Origin of the sequence: Streptomyces albireticuli, from assembly GCF_021228125.1 — a bacterium.
GTDB classification, from domain to species: Bacteria; Actinomycetota; Actinomycetes; order Streptomycetales; family Streptomycetaceae; genus Streptomyces; species Streptomyces albireticuli.
This window is the reverse complement of the sequence record NZ_JAJQQS010000011.1, coordinates 93,857-111,510: the sequence shown is the minus strand read 5'-3', so window position 1 is coordinate 111,510 and position 17,654 is coordinate 93,857. Positions and strand designations below refer to the sequence as shown.

Below are 17,654 nucleotides of genomic sequence, written 5' to 3'. Positions count from 1 at the left end.
GTCGTCCGGAATCGGACGAGGACTGAGAAATGGGTATCCGCAAGTACAAGCCGACGACCCCGGGCCGTCGTGGCTCCAGCGTCGCCGACTTTGTCGAGATCACGCGGTCCACGCCGGAGAAGTCGCTGGTCCGCCCGCTGCACAGCAAGGGCGGCCGTAACAACGCCGGTCGTGTGACCGTTCGCCACCAGGGTGGTGGCCACAAGCGCGCCTACCGCGTGATCGACTTCCGTCGTCACGACAAGGACGGCGTGCCGGCCAAGGTCGCTCACATCGAGTACGACCCGAACCGCACCGCGCGCATCGCGCTTCTGCACTACGCAGACGGCGAGAAGCGCTACATCATCGCCCCGGCCAAGCTGAGCCAGGGTGACCGGATTGAGAACGGCCCCACGGCCGACATCAAGCCGGGCAACAACCTCCCGCTCCGCAACATCCCGGTCGGTACCACGATCCACGCGATCGAGCTCCGTCCCGGTGGTGGCGCCAAGTTCGCCCGCTCCGCCGGTTCGTCCGTGCAGCTGCTGGCGAAGGAGGGCCAGTACGCCCACCTGCGCATGCCGTCCGGTGAGGTCCGCCTGGTCGACGTCCGCTGCCGCGCCACGGTCGGCGAGGTCGGCAACGCCGAGCAGTCGAACATCAACTGGGGCAAGGCCGGCCGCATGCGCTGGAAGGGCGTTCGCCCGACCGTCCGCGGTGTCGCGATGAACCCGGTCGACCACCCGCACGGTGGTGGTGAGGGTAAGACCTCCGGTGGTCGCCACCCGGTCTCCCCGTGGGGTCAGAAGGAGGGTCGTACTCGTTCTCCCAAGAAGGCGAGCAACAAGTACATCGTCCGCCGCCGCAAGACGAACAAGAAGCGCTAGGAGCGGGTTTAGATGCCGCGTAGTCTCAAGAAGGGGCCCTTCGTCGACGACCACCTCATCAAGAAGGTGGACGCCCAGAACGAAGCCGGCACCAAGAACGTCATCAAGACCTGGTCCCGTCGCTCCATGATCGTGCCGGCCATGCTCGGCCACACGCTCGCGGTGCACAACGGCAAGACGCACGTCCCGGTGTTCGTCACCGAGTCGATGGTCGGCCACAAGCTCGGCGAGTTCTCGCCGACCCGCACCTTCCGCGGCCACGTCAAGGACGACCGCAAGTCGAAGCGCCGCTAAGGCGGGGTGTGAACGACTATGACTGACACCGAAGGGACAACCATGGAAGCCAGGGCCCAGGCGCGGTACATCCGCGTCACGCCCATGAAGGCCCGCCGCGTGGTGGACCTCATCCGTGGCATGGATGCCACGGAGGCTCAGGCGGTCCTGCGCTTCGCCCCGCAGGCCGCGAGCGTGCCGGTTGGCAAGGTGCTGGACAGCGCCATCGCCAACGCTGCACACAACTACGACCACACCGACGCCTCCACGCTGGTCATCAGCGAGGCGTACGTGGACGAGGGCCCGACCCTGAAGCGGTTCCGTCCGCGTGCCCAGGGCCGTGCCTACCGGATCCGTAAGCGGACCAGCCACATCACCGTGGTCGTCAGCAGCAAGGAAGGAACCCGGTAATGGGCCAGAAGGTTAACCCGCACGGGTTCCGGCTCGGCATCACCACCGACTTCAAGTCGCGCTGGTACGCCGACAAGCTGTACAAGGACTACGTCAAGGAAGACGTCGCCATTCGTCGCATGATGACGAAGGGCATGGAGCGCGCCGGTATCTCGAAGGTTGAGATCGAGCGCACCCGCGACCGCGTCCGCGTTGACATCCACACCGCTCGTCCGGGCATCGTCATCGGCCGCCGCGGCGCCGAGGCGGACCGCATCCGCGGCGAGCTGGAGAAGCTGACCGGCAAGCAGGTTCAGCTGAACATCCTCGAGGTCAAGAACCCCGAGGTGGACGCTCAGCTGGTGGCCCAGGCCGTCGCCGAGCAGCTGTCCTCCCGCGTCTCCTTCCGTCGCGCCATGCGTAAGAGCATGCAGTCGACGATGAAGGCCGGCGCCAAGGGCATCAAGATCCAGTGTGGTGGTCGTCTCGGCGGTGCCGAGATGTCCCGCTCTGAGTTCTACCGCGAGGGCCGTGTGCCCCTGCACACGCTGCGCGCCAACGTCGACTACGGCTTCTTCGAGGCCAAGACGACCTTCGGTCGCATCGGCGTCAAGGTGTGGATCTACAAGGGCGACGTCAAGAACATCGCCGAGGTCCGCGCCGAGAACGCCGCCGCCCGTGCGGGCAACCGCCCGTCGCGTGGTGGCGCCCAGGACCGCCCGGCCCGTGGCGGTCGTGGTGGCGAGCGTGGCGGCCGCGGCCGCAAGCCGCAGCAGAACGCCGCTGCCGAGGCCCCCAAGGCCGAGGCCGCTGCCGCTGCTCCGGCCGAGTCCACCGGAACGGAGGCCTGACCGACATGCTGATCCCTCGCAGGGTCAAGCACCGCAAGCAGCACCACCCCAAGCGCTCTGGCATGGCCAAGGGTGGCACCGAGCTCGCTTTCGGTGAGTACGGCATCCAGGCTCTTACCCCGGCCTACGTGACGAACCGGCAGATCGAGTCCGCTCGTATCGCCATGACCCGTCACATCAAGCGTGGCGGCAAGGTCTGGATCAACATCTACCCGGACCGTCCGCTCACGAAGAAGCCGGCCGAGACCCGCATGGGTTCCGGTAAGGGTTCCCCCGAGTGGTGGATCGCGAACGTCAAGCCCGGTCGGGTGATGTTCGAGCTGTCCTTCCCGAACGAAAAGGTTGCTCGTGAGGCGCTGACCCGCGCCGCGCACAAGCTTCCGATGAAGTGCCGCATTGTTCGGCGCGAGGCAGGTGAGTCGTGATGGCCGCTGGTATCAAGGCGACCGAGCTGCGTGAGCTGAACGACGAGGACCTCGTCGCGAAGCTCCGTGAGGCCAAGGAAGAGCTGTTCAACCTCCGCTTCCAGGCGGCGACCGGACAGCTCGAGAACCACGGTCGGCTCAAGTCCGTCCGTAAGGACATCGCCCGGATCTACACCCTGATGCGCGAGCGCGAGCTCGGCATCGAGACGGTGGAGAGCGCCTGATGAGCGAGAAGAATGTGACTGAGACGAACGAGCGCGGCTTCCGCAAGACCCGTGAGGGTCTCGTCGTCAGCGACAAGATGGACAAGACCGTCGTCGTCGCCGTCGAGGACCGTGTCAAGCACGCGCTGTACGGCAAGGTCATCCGCCGTACGAACAAGCTCAAGGCGCACGACGAGCAGAACGCTGCCGGCGTCGGCGACCGCGTCCTCATCATGGAGACGCGTCCGCTGTCGTCCAGCAAGCGCTGGCGCATCGTCGAGATCCTCGAGAAGGCCAAGTAATTTCTGAGGGGGTTTCCCTCAGATAAGTTCCGCCAGGCTCGGCGTGGGGCCCCACCTCGGTGAGGCCCCCGCCGGGAACCGGCAGACGATCAGGAGATAGACGTGATCCAGCAGGAGTCGCGACTTCGGGTCGCCGACAACACTGGTGCCAAGGAGATCCTTTGCATCCGTGTTCTCGGTGGTTCGGGTCGCCGCTACGCGGGCATCGGTGACGTCATCGTCGCCACCGTCAAGGATGCGATCCCCGGTGGCAACGTGAAGAAGGGTGACGTCGTCAAGGCCGTCATCGTTCGCACCGTCAAGGAGCGCCGCCGTCCCGACGGCTCGTACATCCGCTTCGACGAGAACGCGGCCGTCATCCTCAAGAACGACGGTGACCCCCGCGGCACCCGTATCTTCGGCCCCGTGGGCCGAGAGCTGCGCGAGAAGAAGTTCATGAAGATCGTCTCGCTCGCGCCGGAGGTGCTGTAACCGATGAAGATCAAGAAGGGCGACCTGGTTCAGGTCATCACCGGTAAGGACAAGGGCAAGCAGGGCAAGGTCATCGTGGCCTACCCGGCTCAGGACCGTGTCCTCGTCGAGGGTGTCAACCGGGTCAAGAAGCACACCAAGGCCGGTCAGACGGCCCGTGGTTCCAAGACCGGCGGCATCGTCACGACCGAGGCCCCCATCCACGTCAGCAACGTTCAGCTGGTTGTGGAGAAGGACGGCAACAAGGTTGTCACTCGTGTCGGTTACCGCTTCGACGACGAGGGCAACAAGATCCGCGTTGCCAAGCGCACCGGTGAGGACATCTGATGACTGCCACCACCAACGCGCCGCGTCTCAAGCTGCGCTACCGCGAAGAGATCATCGGCAAGCTGCGTGAGGAGTTCTCCTACGAGAACATCATGCAGGTTCCGGGTCTGACCAAGATCGTGGTCAACATGGGTGTGGGCGACGCCGCCCGCGACTCCAAGCTGATCGAGGGCGCCATCCGCGACCTCACCACGATCACCGGCCAGAAGCCCGCGGTCACCAAGGCTCGCAAGTCCATCGCGCAGTTCAAGCTGCGTGAGGGCCAGCCGATCGGTGCCCACGTCACCCTCCGCGGTGACCGCATGTGGGAGTTCCTGGACCGCACCCTGTCGCTCGCGCTGCCGCGCATCCGCGACTTCCGTGGTCTGTCCCCGAAGCAGTTCGACGGTCGGGGCAACTACACCTTCGGTCTCACGGAGCAGGTCATGTTCCACGAGATCGACCAGGACAAGATCGACCGCGTCCGGGGTATGGACATCACCGTGGTCACCACGGCGACCAACGACGACGAGGGCCGCGCCCTCCTCCGTCACCTCGGCTTCCCCTTCAAGGAGGCGTGACCGAGATGGCGAAGAAGTCTCTGATTGCCAAGGCTGCCCGCAAGCCCAAGTTCGGTGTGCGCGCGTACACCCGCTGCCAGCGCTGCGGCCGTCCGCACTCCGTGTACCGCAAGTTCGGCCTCTGCCGCGTGTGCCTTCGTGAGATGGCTCACCGTGGCGAGCTGCCGGGCGTGACCAAGAGCTCCTGGTAACAACCCACTTGGGTTGACCAGGGCTCTCGGTAAGCATCCTGGACGGCGGTCGCCCGACCCGATCTCCACGCGTGGCGTTCGCGCTCGCGTAGAGTGGAAGGGTTGGGCGCCCGCCGCCCATGACCGTCTTACTACGCCGTAGGTCCCCGCGCCGCACCCGCTCCGACACAGCTCGGGGAGAGGGATGGCGCAGATAGGAAACCACGGCGAGAGAGGCCGAAGGCCAAACATGACCATGACCGATCCGATCGCAGACATGCTGACGCGTCTGCGAAACGCTAACTCGGCATACCACGACTCCGTGTCGATGCCGCACAGCAAGATCAAGTCGCACATCGCGGAGATCCTCCAGCAGGAGGGCTACATCACCGGCTGGAAGGTCGAGGACGCCGAGGTCGGCAAGTCCCTGACCCTCGAGCTGAAGTTCGGCCCGAACCGCGAGCGCTCGATCGCCGGCATCAAGCGTATTTCGAAGCCGGGCCTGCGGGTCTACGCAAAGTCCACCAACCTGCCGAAGGTCCTCGGCGGCCTGGGCGTGGCGATCATCTCCACGTCCCACGGTCTCCTGACCGGCCAGCAGGCCAGCAAGAAGGGCGTGGGTGGGGAAGTCCTCGCCTACGTCTGGTAACCAGGGAACGGAGGAATAGCCAATGTCGCGTATTGGACGGCTGCCCATCCAGGTTCCCGCTGGTGTGGACGTCACCATCGATGGCCGTACGGTCCACGTGAAGGGTCCCAAGGGCTCCCTCACGCACGCCGTTGCCGCGCCCATCGAGATCGCTAAGGCGGAGGACGGCACCCTTGTCGTCACCCGTCCGAACGACGAGCGTCAGAACAAGGCCCTGCACGGCCTGTCCCGCACGCTGGTGGCGAACATGATCACCGGCGTGACCGCGGGCTACAGCAAGGCTCTTGAGATCAGCGGTGTCGGTTACCGCGTCCAGGCGAAGGGCTCCAACCTGGAGTTCGCCCTGGGCTACAGCCACCCGATCCTGATCGAGGCCCCCGAGGGCATCACCTTCAAGGTGGAGTCCCCGACGAAGCTCAGCGTCGAGGGCATCGACAAGCAGAAGGTCGGCGAGGTCGCCGCCAACATCCGCAAGCTTCGCAAGCCCGACCCCTACAAGGCCAAGGGCGTGAAGTACGCGGGTGAGGTCATCCGCCGCAAGGTCGGAAAGGCGGGTAAGTAAGCCATGGCATACGGTGTAAAGATCGCCAAGGGTGACGCGTACAAGCGCGCCGCCAAGCAGCGCCGCCACATCCGCATCCGCAAGAACATGTCGGGTACGGCCGAGCGTCCGCGCCTCGTCGTGACGCGCTCCAACCGCGGTATCACCGCTCAGGTCATCGACGACCTCAAGGGCCACACCCTTGCTTCGGCGTCGACCCTGGACGCGTCGATCCGCGGTGGCGAGGGCGACAAGAGCGCCCAGGCCAAGAAGGTCGGTGCCCTGGTTGCCGAGCGCGCCAAGGCCGCCGGCGTCGAGGCCGTCGTGTTCGACCGCGGTGGCAACCAGTACGCCGGGCGCATTGCCGCTCTGGCGGACGCCGCCCGCGAAGCCGGGCTGAAGTTCTAAGCCCCGGTTCCGGAGCTAGCGGACGTAACAGAGAGAGGTAATCCAATGGCTGGACCCCAGCGCCGCGGAAGCGGTGCCGGTGGCGGCGAGCGGCGGGACCGGAAGGGTCGCGACGGTGGCGCTGCCGCCGAGAAGACCGCGTACGTTGAGCGCGTTGTCGCGATCAACCGCGTCGCCAAGGTTGTCAAGGGTGGTCGTCGTTTCAGCTTCACCGCGCTGGTCGTGGTGGGCGACGGTGACGGCACCGTAGGTGTCGGTTACGGCAAGGCCAAGGAAGTTCCCGCGGCCATCGCCAAGGGCGTCGAAGAGGCCAAGAAGAGCTTCTTCAAGGTCCCGCGTATCCAGGGCACCATCCCCCACCCGATCCAGGGTGAGGAAGCGGCGGGCGTCGTCCTGCTCAAGCCCGCGTCCCCCGGTACCGGTGTTATCGCCGGTGGCCCGGTCCGCGCGGTCCTCGAGTGCGCCGGCGTTCACGACATCCTGTCGAAGTCGCTCGGTTCGTCGAACCCGATCAACATCGTGCACGCCACGGTGGCAGCGCTCAAGGGGCTTCAGCGTCCCGAGGAGATCGCCGCCCGTCGTGGTCTGCCGCTGGAGGACGTCGCCCCCGCCGCTCTGCTGCGGGCGCGTGCAGGGGCGGGTGCGTAATGGCTCGCCTCAAGGTCACGCAGGTCAAGTCCTACATCGGTAGCAAGCAGAACCACCGCGACACCCTGCGTTCGCTCGGGCTCAAGCGCCTGAACGACGTGGTTGTCAAGGAGGACCGTCCCGAGATCCGCGGCATGGTGCAGACCGTCCGCCACCTCGTGACGGTTGAGGAGGTCGACTGACATGGCGGAGCAGAACCCGCTGAAGGTCCACAACCTCCGGCCCGCCCCGGGCGCCAAGACCGCCAAGACCCGTGTGGGTCGTGGTGAGGCGTCCAAGGGTAAGACCGCCGGTCGTGGTACCAAGGGCACCAAGGCCCGTTACCAGGTTCCGGAGCGCTTCGAGGGTGGGCAGATGCCCCTCCACATGCGTCTCCCGAAGCTCAAGGGCTTCAAGAACCCGTTCCGTACCGAGTTCCAGGTCGTGAACCTGGACAAGCTGGCCGCGCTCTACCCGCAGGGTGGCGAGGTCACGGTGGCCGACCTGGTCGCCAAGGGTGCGGTTCGCAAGAACCAGCTCGTCAAGGTCCTGGGCCAGGGCGAGGTCTCCGTGGCGCTGCAGGTTTCGGTTGACGCCGTCTCCGGCTCCGCCAAGGAGAAGATCGTCGCCGCTGGCGGCACCGTCACCGAGCTCGTCTGAGCTCGGTGAACCGACTACCGGGGATGTCCCAAAAGGGGCATCCCCGGTTGGTCGTTCCTAGGGGGGCACGGTCGCCGGTAAGGTGGCGTGCACTGTTAACCTCCGCACGGGCCCTGTCCGTGCGGATTTTGACTGATATGTATTCGTCGATCCTCAAGACCGTCACCTCTCGCGTAGCTGCGTGAGAGGCGCAGGAGGCACCGTGCTCACCGCGTTCGCCCGAGCGTTCAAGACGCCCGACCTGCGCAAGAAGCTGCTGTTCACGCTCGGCATCATGGTGCTCTTCCGGCTCGGTGCTCATGTACCGGTCCCGGGTGTTGACTACCAGAACGTCCAGACGTGCATGGATCAGGCCAAGAGTGGTCTGGGCCTCTTCGGCCTCGTGAACATGTTCAGCGGTGGCGCGCTGCTGCAGATCACGATCTTCGCGCTCGGGATCATGCCCTACATCACGGCGAGCATCATCCTCCAGCTGCTCACCGTCGTCATCCCACGGCTGGAAGCCCTCAAGAAGGAGGGACAGTCGGGCCAGGCGAAGATCACGCAGTACACGCGTTATCTGACCGTCGCGCTCGCCATCCTCCAGGGCACCGGCCTGGTGGCCACCGCCCGTAGCGGCGCCCTCTTCGGCAACTGCACGGTCGGCAACCAGATCGTCCCCAACCAGTCGATCTTCACCACCGCCACCATGGTCATCACCATGACCGCGGGTACCGCGCTGATCATGTGGCTCGGTGAGCTCATCACCGACCGCGGCATCGGCAACGGCATGTCGATCCTGATGTTCACGTCGATCGCCGCGACCTTCCCCAGCGGCCTGTGGGGCATCAAGCTCCAGGGCAAGCTGATGGGTGGCTGGCTGGAGTTCGCGCTGGTCATCATCTGCGGTCTGGCCATGGTCGCGCTGGTGGTCTTCGTGGAGCAGGCCCAGCGGCGGATCCCGGTGCAGTACGCCAAGCGCATGATCGGCCGCCGTTCCTACGGCGGTACGTCGACCTACATCCCGCTCAAGGTCAACCAGGCGGGCGTGATCCCGGTCATCTTCGCCTCGTCGCTGCTCTACATCCCGGCGCTGCTCGTCCAGTTCACCGGCTCCAAGTCCGGCTGGGCGAACTGGGTCAACGCCAATCTCGTCAAGGGTGACCACCCGATCTACATGGTCACCTACTTCCTGCTGATCGTCTTCTTCGCCTTCTTCTACGTCGCCATCTCCTTCAACCCCGAAGAAGTTGCCGACAACATGAAGAAGTATGGTGGGTTCATTCCGGGCATCCGGGCCGGTCGTCCCACCGCGGAGTACCTGAGCTACGTGCTGAACCGCATCACGTGGCCGGGGTCTCTCTACCTGGGGCTGATCGCCCTGGTGCCCACCGTGGCACTGGTCACACTCAACGCGAACCAGAACTTCCCGTTCGGGGGAACCAGCATCCTGATCATCGTGGGTGTCGGTCTGGAGACTGTGAAGCAGATCGAGAGCCAGCTTCAGCAGCGCAACTACGAAGGGTTCCTCCGCTGATGCGAATCGTCCTCGTCGGGCCTCCCGGCGCCGGCAAGGGTACGCAGGCCGCGTACCTCGCCAAGAATCTCGCGATCCCGCACATCTCGACGGGCGACCTCTTCCGGGCGAACATCAGCCAGGACACGCCGCTCGGCCGCAAGGCGCAGGAGTACATGCGCGCCGGCCAGCTGGTGCCGGACGAGGTCACCATCGGCATGGCCAAGGACCGCATGCAGCAGTCCGACGCCGAGGGCGGCTTCCTGCTGGACGGCTTCCCGCGCAACCTGGCCCAGGCCGAGGCGCTGGACGAGTTCCTCAAGGGCGAGGGCCTGCGCCTCGACGGCGTCCTGGACCTGGAGGTCCCGGAGGACGAGGTGGTCAAGCGGATCGCCGGCCGCCGGATGTGCCGCAAGGACAGCAGCCACATCTTCCACGCGATCTACAACCCGCCGAAGACCGAGGGCGTCTGCGACACCTGCGGCGGCGAGCTGTACCAGCGCGAGGACGACCGGGAAGACACCGTCCGCAAGCGACTCGAGGTCTACCACACCGAGACCGAGCCGATCATCGACTACTACAAGGCCCAGGGCCTCGTGGTGACGATCTCCGCGCTCGGCAAGGTCGGCGAGGTCACGGAGCGCGCGATGGCCGCGCTGGAGCGCGAGAGCGCCTCCTGACCGCCTGATCGACGGCTTCTCCACGGCCGCGGTGCCCCTCGGGGTACCGCGGCCGTAGTGTTGGTGGTCGAACAGCAAGCAGCGGCAGCGGCAGCGCCTCCGGGGGCCGAGCGGCCCAGGGGCCCGCGGGGCCCGAGGGGTCCCGAGCGGCACGGAAGCGGACGCGCGCGGCACCGTCGCGATACCAAGGAAGGCGCCCATATGGTCGAGATCAAGACCCCGGACCAGATCGCGAAGATGCGCGAGGCGGGGCTGGTCGTCGCCGCCATCCACGCGGCCACCCGTGAGGCGGCCGTGCCGGGGGCCACCACCAAGGATCTGGACGAGGTCGCCCGCAAGGTGCTGGCCGAGCACGGCGCGAAGTCGAACTTCCTCGGGTACGGCGGCTTCCCCGCCACGATCTGCACCTCGGTGAACGAGGTCGTGGTCCACGGCATCCCGGACACGAAGACCGTCCTCAAGGACGGCGACATCATCTCCATCGACGCCGGCGCCATCATCGACGGCTGGCACGGCGACGCGGCCTTCACGGCCTTCGTGGGCACCGGTCACGCTCCGGAGCTGATCGAGCTCTCCCGGGTGACCGAGGAGTCGATGTGGGCCGGCATCGCCGCCGTGAGGAACGGCAACCGCCTGGTGGACATCTCCAAGGCCATCGAGGGCTACATCCGCCGCCAGCCCCGCCCCGCGTCGGGGAAGTACGGGATCATCGAGGACTACGGCGGGCACGGCATCGGCTCCGAGATGCACATGGACCCGCACCTGCTGAACTACGTCTCGCGCAAGCGCGGCAAGGGCCCCAAGCTGATCCCCGGCTTCTGCATCGCCATCGAGCCCATGGTCAGCCTCGGCACGGCGCGCACGCACGTCCTGGCCGACGACTGGACGGTCCTCACGGACGACAAGACCTGGTCCTCCCACTGGGAGCACTCCGTCGCCCTGACGGAGGAGGGCCCGCTGGTCCTGACCGCGGTCGACGGCGGCAAGGCGAAGCTGGCGGAGTACGGCGTGACGGCGGCGCCGGACCCGCTGGCCTGATCGCCGGGCCCCGGGCCCCGGGCCCCGGCCCCGGCCCCCGACACGGCCGGGCGCCACGCCGGGCCCGTCGGCGTAAGGATCAACGCGGCTGGGCAGTCACCCCTGGATTAGTCTTTCGGGTTGCCCTGACGTAGACTGACGCGTCGGCTCTCGTGTATCCGCATGCCCGCGTGTCATTTCTTCACGGTGGACAGTGCAGCACGAGAGTTGATCAAGGTAGCCGATTCGAAAGGCGAAGCGTGGCCAAGAAGCAAGGTGCCATCGAGATCGAGGGCACCGTGATCGAGTCTCTGCCGAACGCGATGTTCAAGGTGGAGCTCCAGAACGGTCACAAGGTCCTCGCGCACATCAGCGGCAAGATGCGGATGCACTACATCCGTATCCTCCCGGATGACCGGGTCGTCGTGGAGCTGTCTCCCTACGACCTGACGCGTGGCCGGATCGTCTACCGCTACAAGTAGATCTTGTCGACGCCCCTCGTTCCCGTGGGGCTGCGGCACTGACCCGGAGAACCTGACATCCCATGAAGGTCAAGCCGAGCGTCAAGAAGATCTGCGACAAGTGCAAGGTGATCCGCCGTCACGGCCGGGTCATGGTCATCTGCGACAACCTGCGCCACAAGCAGCGCCAGGGCTGACGCAGAACCTGCACTCCGCAGTTTCTTCGCGCGACGCGAGCAAAAAACGTACATACGCAGAACCCGTCCAGTGATCACTGGCGACACCTCCGGCGGGGGCCGGGGACCCGGAACGTACCTAGTACGGCGGCCGGGATCGGTTCTGTGTCAGACCCCCGAGAACATCTGGAGCCATTGAATGGCACGCGTTTCCGGTGTTGACATCCCGCGCGACAAGCGCGTGGAGGTTGCACTCACCTACGTCTTCGGCATCGGCCGCACCCAGTCGCAGGCGACCCTCGCCGCCACCGGTGTGAACCCGAACACCCGCGTTCGTGACCTTCCCGAAGAGGACCTGGTCAAGATCCGCGAGTACGTGGACGCCAACCTCAAGACCGAGGGTGACCTCCGTCGCGAGATCCAGGCCGACATCCGCCGCAAGGTCGAGATCGGCTGCTACCAGGGTCTGCGTCACCGTCGTGGCCTGCCGGTCCACGGTCAGCGCACCAGCACGAACGCTCGTACCCGCAAGGGCCCGCGTCGCGCCATCGCCGGCAAGAAGAAGCCGGGCAAGAAGTAGTCCTCAGCGGACGCTGCGGTGGTTCGGGGGTTTTTCCCCGGGGCCCCGCATTCCAGCGGTCTTCGCTGTAGGACCGACCACCTCCCTCCATTCAGGAGTCAGACATGCCCCCCAAGGGACGTCAGGGCGCTGCCAAGAAGGTGCGCCGCAAGGAAAAGAAGAACGTCGCCCACGGGCACGCTCACATCAAGAGCACGTTCAACAACACCATCGTTTCGATCACGGACCCGTCCGGCAACGTGATCTCCTGGGCCTCCGCCGGCCACGTCGGCTTCAAGGGCTCGCGCAAGTCCACCCCGTTCGCCGCGCAGATGGCCGCCGAGTCGGCCGCGCGTCGCGCGCAGGAGCACGGCATGCGCAAGGTTGACGTCTTCGTCAAGGGCCCGGGCTCCGGTCGCGAGACCGCCATCCGTTCGCTCCAGGCGACCGGCCTCGAGGTTGGCTCCATCCAGGACGTCACCCCGACCCCGCACAACGGCTGCCGTCCCCCGAAGCGCCGCCGCGTCTGATCCGACGGGTCCCTGACCCGCTTGGTTCTTCGCGCCGCTTCGTACGGCACACGGGCGGTACGGCTCCTCGGGGCCGTATCGCCCGTACCCTTGTAGTACCTCAGGGCATCAAATAGTGGGTGTCCATGACTGAAGGATTCATCGCATGCTGATCGCTCAGCGTCCCTCGCTGACCGAAGAGGTCGTCGACGAGTTCCGCTCGCGGTTCGTGATCGAGCCGCTCGAGCCGGGCTTCGGCTACACCCTCGGCAACTCCCTGCGTCGTACGCTCCTCTCCTCGATCCCGGGTGCGGCTGTCACGTCCATCCGCATCGACGGTGTCCTGCACGAGTTCACCACCGTGCCGGGCGTCAAGGAGGACGTCACCGACCTCATCCTCAACATCAAGCAGCTGGTCGTCTCCTCGGAGCACGACGAGCCGGTCGTGATGTACCTGCGCAAGCAGGGCCCCGGCCTGGTCACCGCTGCTGACATCGCCCCCCCGGCCGGCGTCGAGGTGCACAACCCCGACCTGGTCCTGGCGACCCTGAACGCCAAGGGCAAGCTGGAGATGGAGCTGACCGTCGAGCGCGGTCGCGGCTACGTCTCCGCCGTCCAGAACAAGCAGGTGGGCCAGGAGATCGGCCGTATCCCGGTCGACTCCATCTACTCGCCGGTTCTCAAGGTCACCTACAAGGTCGAGGCGACCCGAGTCGAGCAGCGCACCGACTTCGACAAGCTGATCGTCGACGTCGAGACCAAGCAGGCCATGCGCCCGCGCGACGCCATGGCGTCCGCCGGTAAGACCCTGGTCGAGCTGTTCGGTCTGGCCCGCGAGCTCAACATCGACGCCGAGGGCATCGACATGGGCCCGTCCCCGACGGACGCCGCCCTTGCCGCCGACCTGGCGCTGCCGATCGAGGAGCTCGAGCTCACCGTTCGGTCCTACAACTGCCTCAAGCGCGAGGGCATCCACTCCGTGGGTGAGCTCGTCGCCCGCTCCGAGGCCGACCTGCTCGACATCCGCAACTTCGGTGCGAAGTCGATCGACGAGGTCAAGGCGAAGCTGGCCGGCATGGGCCTGGCCCTCAAGGACAGCCCGCCCGGATTCGACCCGACCGCCGCGGCGGACGCCTTCGGCGCCGACGACGACGCGGACGCGGGTTTTGTGGAGACCGAGCAGTACTGATCGGACTCCGGGTGCGGGTGCGCTGTGGCTTGTCGCGCAGTTCCCCGCGCCCCTTCCGGCCTCGCCCCCTTCGGGGGCTTGTCCGGATCTCCGACGGGCGACCGCCCGCTCGGATACTGACCCCGGTACCTGATACGGCCGGGGCAGACACCTAGGAGAAACACCATGCCGCGTCCCACCAAGGGTGCCCGTCTGGGCGGCGGTGCCGCGCACGAGAAGCTGATGCTGGCGAACCTCGCCAAGTCGCTCTTCGAGCACGGCCGCATCACGACCACCGAGGCCAAGGCCCGTCGCCTTCGTCCGGTCGCCGAGCGTCTGATCACCAAGGCGAAGAAGGGCGACATCCACAACCGTCGCCAGGTGCTGCAGACGATCACGGACAAGAGCATCGTCCACGTGCTCTTCACCGAGATCGCCCCGCGCTTCGCCGAGCGTCCGGGTGGCTACACCCGTATCACCAAGATCGGCAACCGTCGTGGCGACAACGCCCCGATGGCCGTGATCGAGCTGGTCGAGGGCGAGATCGCCAAGAAGGCGACCGTCGCCGAGGCCGAGGCCGCCACCAAGCGTGCGGTCAAGGAGTCCGAGGCCGCAGCCGAGGCTCCGGCCGAGGAGTCCAAGGACGCCTGACGCATCTGATGCGTGCAGTGGACGGGTCCGTTCCCTCTTTGGAGGGGGCGGGCCCGTCCCGCATTTTCTTGAAAGAGGAACGCGGTGAGTGACGAAGTTGAGCCCGGCTTTGTGCGGGTGCGGCTGGATCTGTCGTACGACGGTAAGGACTTCTCCGGCTGGGCCAAGCAGCGCTCGGGCCTGCGCACCGTGCAGGGCGAGATCGAGTCGGCCCTCCGCACGGTGACGCGGTCGTCCGAGACCTATGAGCTGACGGTCGCCGGCCGTACGGACTCCGGGGTGCACGCCCGGGGCCAGGTCGCGCACGTCGACCTGCCGGCCGAGGTGTGGGCCGAGCACGAGGAGAAGCTGCTGCGCCGGCTGGCCGGCCGGCTGTCCCACGATGTGCGGGTGTGGAAGGTCGCCGAGGCGCCGGCCGGTTTCAACGCGCGCTTCTCGGCGATCTGGCGCCGGTACGCCTACCGGGTCACCGATCATGTGGGCGGCGTGGACCCGCTGCTGCGTGGTCATGTCCTGTGGCACGACTGGCCGTTGGACGTCGAGGCGATGAACTCCGCCTCGCGGGCGCTCCTTGGGGAGCACGACTTCGCCGCGTACTGCAAGAGGCGCGAGGGTGCGACGACCATCCGCACGCTCCAGCAGCTGAGTTGGGAGCGGGACGCGTCGGGTGTCATCACCGCGACCGTGCGCGCGGACGCGTTCTGCCACAACATGGTGCGTTCGCTGGTGGGCGCGCTGCTGTTCGTCGGCGACGGGCACCGGCCGGTGGACTGGCCGGGCAAGGTGCTGGCCGCGGGCGTGCGGGACTCGGCGGTGCACGTGGTGCGGCCGCACGGGCTGACGCTGGAGGAGGTCGGGTATCCGGCGGACTCCGAGCTCGCCGCGCGGAACCGCGAGGCGCGCAACCGCAGGACGCTGCCGGGCTCCGGCTGCTGCTAGGGAAGAGGGAACCGGGCGGGCCGCGTACGGCGGCCCGCCCGGTTCTCGTTTTCTCCGGTCGTCAGGACGCCGGGACGCTGACCGCCAGGTCGCTGTTGACCGTGAAGTACGGCTTCACGCCGTCGACCGTCGGATAGAGGTCCGTCTTGTTGCGGTCGACGATGTCGCCGATCAGGCGGGCGATCTTGATGGGCTCGCCGTCCGGGGTCAGGCGCAGGGCCAGGTCCCAGATGGTGGCCTCGTCGCCGACGCTGCGGGCGGCGCGGATCTTGTCGTACGGCAGGGTGACCGTGAAGCTCGACTCGTCGACGACGGTGACCTCGGCGGTGATCTTCTCGGCGGTGTCCACCCGGGGCGTGCCGACGGCGACGGGGTTGCTGTCGGAGGTGAACTCCGTGCCGTGCAGGGTGCCTTCGACCGTGAGGGTCGTCTTGTCCTGGCGCACGGCGCGGGCCTCGGCGTGCGCCGTGCGGTGCCAGGCGCGCAGGGCGAGGAAGCCGTCGACGGTCGGGTAGGGCACCCACCAGGTGAAGGGGGCTCCGGTCAGGGGCTCCAGCTCGACCAGGCCGCGGCCCTCGGCGAGGTGCGAGACGACGCGGCGGCGGGCGCCGTCCTCGCCCCGGACGACGTGGAGGTCCCAGCGGCCCTCGCCGAGCTTGAGCTCGCGGCGGTCGAGGACGGCGGTCCAGGGGCCCTTGGTGCCGGCCGGTGCCTTGAGGGGCACCGCGACGGGCTTGCCCTCCTTGCGGCGGGTGACCGTCAGGGAGAGCTTGTCGCCGGACAGGCCCTTGCGGTCGACGGAGACGACGATGTTGCCGTCGGCGTCGACGCGGCAGGAGGCGGTGCAGCGCAGCGGCTTGCGGACGATCTCCTTGAGGGCGGCCTTGACCGGCGGGGTGGCCGGCTTGGCGACGCCGCGGCGGAGCGGCCGGAGGATCTTGCCGGCGGTGCGGCGGAGCATCTTCGACAGCGGTACGGGCGCGGGCTTGGGCTCGGCGTCGGCGGTGGTGCCGCTCGCACCCGGCTTGGCGGCCTTGGCGGTGGCGTCGGTGTCGCCGCCGAGGCTCGCGATGAGCTCCTCGTAGCGGCGGGCGATGGCGTCCGGGTGGTAGCGCTCGGCGGAGACGAGGGCGGCGCGGCCCATGTCGCGCCGCAGTTCGTCGTCCTCGATGAGCTTGAGGAGGCCCTTGGCGATGGCGTCGCTGTCGAGGTTGGTGACCAGGAGGCCGTCGTGGCCGTCGCTGATGATCTCGCCGGGGCCGTGCGGGCAGTCGGTGGCGACGACGGGGACGCCGCAGTTCATGGCCTCCACGATCGTCATGCCGAAGGACTCCTCGCGGGAGGTCACGGCGGCGATGGAGCCCTTGGCCCACTCGGTCTCGATGGGGGAGTGGGCGCCCATGAGGGTGATGTGGTCGTTGAGGCCGAGCTGGTCGATCTGCTCGCGGAGCTTGGCCTGCTGGGGGCCGCGGCCGTAGATGCGCAGCTTCCAGTCGGGGCGGGTGGCGGCCACGGTGGCCCACGCCTTGACGAGCAGGTCGTAGCGCTTGACGGGGATGAGGCGGCCGGCGGCGACGACCAGCTTGGCGCTGCCGTCGGAGGGCTCGACCTCGGAGGCCGGGACGCCGTTCGGCAGGGCGATCAGCTTGGTCTTGATGCCGGGGAAGTGCTCGCGGTGGGTCGCGGCGTCGGCGTCGGAGACGGCGGTGTGGGCGTCCAGGTGCGGGATCGCGAGGTCCTGGGCGGCGCGGATGTTCGGCTCGTGGGTGCCGTAGATCCGGTGCTCCTGGCCGATCCGCAGATAGCGGTCCTGGCCGAACTCGGCGAGGTACATCACGAGGCCGGGGCGGGTGGCGATCACGACGTCGGCGTCGGTGCGGGCGAGGTGCTCCGCGACGCGCTTGTCGGTGAGGGCGCTGAAGTGGGCGCCCTTGGCCTCGACCGGCGGGATGTGCGCGCTGTCCTGCTGGAGCAGGGGGTTGTCCCGGTCGGCGCCGGTGTCGGCGCGCTGGTCGATCAGATGGACCAGCCTGACCTTGCGGTCCAGGGGGAGCTTGGGCGTGCCGCCGGTGCGGTGGATCGACACGATCTCCACGTCGTGCCGCGCGGCGAGGGCGCCGGCGACGTTGAACGTGGAGCGGATCGTGCCGCCGATGCCGTAGGCGTTCTGCAAAAGGAAAGAGATCTTCATGGCGGTGTCTGCGCGGCGCGTCTCGGGCGTCGCGTCCGTCCTTCCCCCTGGGCCTGGGTGTCCGGGTCGTCCCCTCTGGGAGAAC

At 67.3% G+C, this 17,654-nt stretch carries 28 protein-coding genes; 27 read left to right on the top strand and 1 reads right to left on the bottom strand.

Features of this window, described 5'->3' with window-relative positions:
- The first annotated feature begins 29 nt into the window (after window positions 1–29).
- From rplB to truA, 27 genes are all read left to right on the top strand, one after another.
- On the top strand, window positions 30–866 hold the full coding sequence (gene rplB, locus LUZ64_RS20800; RefSeq protein ID WP_087927563.1) for a 50S ribosomal protein L2: 837 nt from the start codon (window positions 30–32) through the stop codon (window positions 864–866).
- A gap of 12 nt (window positions 867–878) precedes the next feature.
- Window positions 879–1,160: a 30S ribosomal protein S19 gene (gene rpsS, locus LUZ64_RS20795; RefSeq protein WP_030368412.1), complete on the top strand. Its 282-nt coding sequence runs from the start codon at window positions 879–881 to the stop codon at window positions 1,158–1,160.
- A gap of 42 nt (window positions 1,161–1,202) precedes the next feature.
- Window positions 1,203–1,550 carry a 50S ribosomal protein L22 gene (gene rplV, locus LUZ64_RS20790; RefSeq protein WP_009997296.1) on the top strand — a complete coding sequence of 116 codons (348 nt, stop codon included), beginning with the start codon at window positions 1,203–1,205 and terminating at the stop codon, window positions 1,548–1,550.
- Entirely contained in the window at window positions 1,550–2,380 is an 831-nt protein-coding gene (rpsC, locus tag LUZ64_RS20785) for a 30S ribosomal protein S3 (RefSeq protein ID WP_095580665.1), read from the top strand. Before rplV ends, rpsC begins: the two co-directional genes overlap by 1 nt.
- A 5-nt stretch (window positions 2,381–2,385) precedes the next feature.
- Entirely contained in the window at window positions 2,386–2,805 is a 420-nt protein-coding gene (rplP, locus tag LUZ64_RS20780; protein ID WP_087927565.1) for a 50S ribosomal protein L16, read from the top strand.
- Window positions 2,805–3,029 carry a 50S ribosomal protein L29 gene (rpmC, locus tag LUZ64_RS20775; protein WP_030368408.1) on the top strand — a complete coding sequence of 75 codons (225 nt, stop codon included), beginning with the start codon at window positions 2,805–2,807 and terminating at the stop codon, window positions 3,027–3,029. The genes rplP and rpmC overlap by 1 nt, the downstream gene beginning before the upstream one ends.
- Window positions 3,029–3,310, top strand: a complete 282-nt coding sequence (gene rpsQ, locus LUZ64_RS20770; protein ID WP_087927566.1) for a 30S ribosomal protein S17 — start codon at window positions 3,029–3,031, stop codon at window positions 3,308–3,310. The genes rpmC and rpsQ overlap by 1 nt, the downstream gene beginning before the upstream one ends.
- Before the next feature lie 102 nt (window positions 3,311–3,412).
- On the top strand, window positions 3,413–3,781 hold the full coding sequence (gene rplN, locus LUZ64_RS20765) for a 50S ribosomal protein L14 (RefSeq protein ID WP_087927567.1): 369 nt from the start codon (window positions 3,413–3,415) through the stop codon (window positions 3,779–3,781).
- A gap of 3 nt (window positions 3,782–3,784) precedes the next feature.
- Complete coding sequence (gene rplX / locus LUZ64_RS20760) at window positions 3,785–4,108, top strand: 50S ribosomal protein L24 (protein ID WP_095580667.1); 324 nt, start codon at window positions 3,785–3,787, stop codon at window positions 4,106–4,108.
- A complete protein-coding gene (rplE, locus tag LUZ64_RS20755) occupies window positions 4,108–4,668 on the top strand; it encodes a 50S ribosomal protein L5 (RefSeq protein WP_087927569.1) in 561 nt (186 codons plus the stop codon). Before rplX ends, rplE begins: the two co-directional genes overlap by 1 nt.
- A 5-nt stretch (window positions 4,669–4,673) precedes the next feature.
- Window positions 4,674–4,859 carry a type Z 30S ribosomal protein S14 gene (locus tag LUZ64_RS20750; RefSeq protein ID WP_030368403.1) on the top strand — a complete coding sequence of 62 codons (186 nt, stop codon included), beginning with the start codon at window positions 4,674–4,676 and terminating at the stop codon, window positions 4,857–4,859.
- Between the two features lie 229 nt (window positions 4,860–5,088).
- Entirely contained in the window at window positions 5,089–5,487 is a 399-nt protein-coding gene (gene rpsH / locus LUZ64_RS20745) for a 30S ribosomal protein S8 (protein ID WP_087927570.1), read from the top strand.
- A 22-nt stretch (window positions 5,488–5,509) separates the two neighbouring features.
- Window positions 5,510–6,049, top strand: coding sequence for a 50S ribosomal protein L6 (gene rplF / locus LUZ64_RS20740; RefSeq protein ID WP_095580669.1), 540 nt, complete (start codon window positions 5,510–5,512; stop codon window positions 6,047–6,049).
- Window positions 6,050–6,052: 3 nt separating this feature from the next.
- On the top strand, window positions 6,053–6,436 hold the full coding sequence (gene rplR, locus LUZ64_RS20735) for a 50S ribosomal protein L18 (RefSeq protein WP_095580671.1): 384 nt from the start codon (window positions 6,053–6,055) through the stop codon (window positions 6,434–6,436).
- Between the two features lie 45 nt (window positions 6,437–6,481).
- Window positions 6,482–7,084 (top strand): 30S ribosomal protein S5, encoded by a 603-nt coding sequence (gene rpsE, locus LUZ64_RS20730; RefSeq protein WP_095580673.1) that lies wholly within the window; start codon window positions 6,482–6,484, stop codon window positions 7,082–7,084.
- A complete protein-coding gene (gene rpmD, locus LUZ64_RS20725) occupies window positions 7,084–7,266 on the top strand; it encodes a 50S ribosomal protein L30 (protein WP_087927574.1) in 183 nt (60 codons plus the stop codon). Before rpsE ends, rpmD begins: the two co-directional genes overlap by 1 nt.
- A gap of 1 nt (window position 7,267) precedes the next feature.
- The gene (rplO, locus tag LUZ64_RS20720; protein ID WP_087927575.1) at window positions 7,268–7,723 is read left to right on the top strand and encodes a 50S ribosomal protein L15; all 456 of its coding nucleotides are present in this window, start codon (window positions 7,268–7,270) and stop codon (window positions 7,721–7,723) included.
- A gap of 202 nt (window positions 7,724–7,925) precedes the next feature.
- Window positions 7,926–9,239 carry a preprotein translocase subunit SecY gene (gene secY, locus LUZ64_RS20715; protein ID WP_095580675.1) on the top strand — a complete coding sequence of 438 codons (1,314 nt, stop codon included), beginning with the start codon at window positions 7,926–7,928 and terminating at the stop codon, window positions 9,237–9,239.
- A complete protein-coding gene (locus tag LUZ64_RS20710; protein ID WP_095580677.1) occupies window positions 9,239–9,898 on the top strand; it encodes an adenylate kinase in 660 nt (219 codons plus the stop codon). The genes secY and LUZ64_RS20710 overlap by 1 nt, the downstream gene beginning before the upstream one ends.
- 201 nt (window positions 9,899–10,099) lie before the next feature.
- Entirely contained in the window at window positions 10,100–10,936 is an 837-nt protein-coding gene (gene map, locus LUZ64_RS20705; RefSeq protein ID WP_095580679.1) for a type I methionyl aminopeptidase, read from the top strand.
- Between the two features lie 239 nt (window positions 10,937–11,175).
- Complete coding sequence (gene infA, locus LUZ64_RS20700) at window positions 11,176–11,397, top strand: translation initiation factor IF-1 (protein ID WP_003956442.1); 222 nt, start codon at window positions 11,176–11,178, stop codon at window positions 11,395–11,397.
- A gap of 62 nt (window positions 11,398–11,459) precedes the next feature.
- A complete protein-coding gene (gene rpmJ, locus LUZ64_RS20695) occupies window positions 11,460–11,573 on the top strand; it encodes a 50S ribosomal protein L36 (protein WP_003956441.1) in 114 nt (37 codons plus the stop codon).
- Between the two features lie 178 nt (window positions 11,574–11,751).
- On the top strand, window positions 11,752–12,132 hold the full coding sequence (gene rpsM, locus LUZ64_RS20690; RefSeq protein WP_030368393.1) for a 30S ribosomal protein S13: 381 nt from the start codon (window positions 11,752–11,754) through the stop codon (window positions 12,130–12,132).
- Window positions 12,133–12,236: 104 nt separating this feature from the next.
- Entirely contained in the window at window positions 12,237–12,641 is a 405-nt protein-coding gene (gene rpsK, locus LUZ64_RS20685) for a 30S ribosomal protein S11 (RefSeq protein WP_003956432.1), read from the top strand.
- A gap of 145 nt (window positions 12,642–12,786) precedes the next feature.
- A complete protein-coding gene (locus tag LUZ64_RS20680) occupies window positions 12,787–13,809 on the top strand; it encodes a DNA-directed RNA polymerase subunit alpha (RefSeq protein ID WP_004946635.1) in 1,023 nt (340 codons plus the stop codon).
- A gap of 165 nt (window positions 13,810–13,974) precedes the next feature.
- Window positions 13,975–14,439 carry a 50S ribosomal protein L17 gene (rplQ, locus tag LUZ64_RS20675; RefSeq protein ID WP_087927579.1) on the top strand — a complete coding sequence of 155 codons (465 nt, stop codon included), beginning with the start codon at window positions 13,975–13,977 and terminating at the stop codon, window positions 14,437–14,439.
- A gap of 84 nt (window positions 14,440–14,523) precedes the next feature.
- A complete protein-coding gene (truA, locus tag LUZ64_RS20670; protein ID WP_095580682.1) occupies window positions 14,524–15,378 on the top strand; it encodes a tRNA pseudouridine(38-40) synthase TruA in 855 nt (284 codons plus the stop codon).
- Between the two features lie 61 nt (window positions 15,379–15,439).
- On the opposite strand, the gene LUZ64_RS20665 is transcribed toward truA, so the two are convergent.
- Window positions 15,440–17,569 (bottom strand): glycosyltransferase family 4 protein, encoded by a 2,130-nt coding sequence (locus tag LUZ64_RS20665; RefSeq protein WP_095580684.1) that lies wholly within the window; start codon window positions 17,567–17,569, stop codon window positions 15,440–15,442.
- Window positions 17,570–17,654 lie beyond the last annotated feature (85 nt).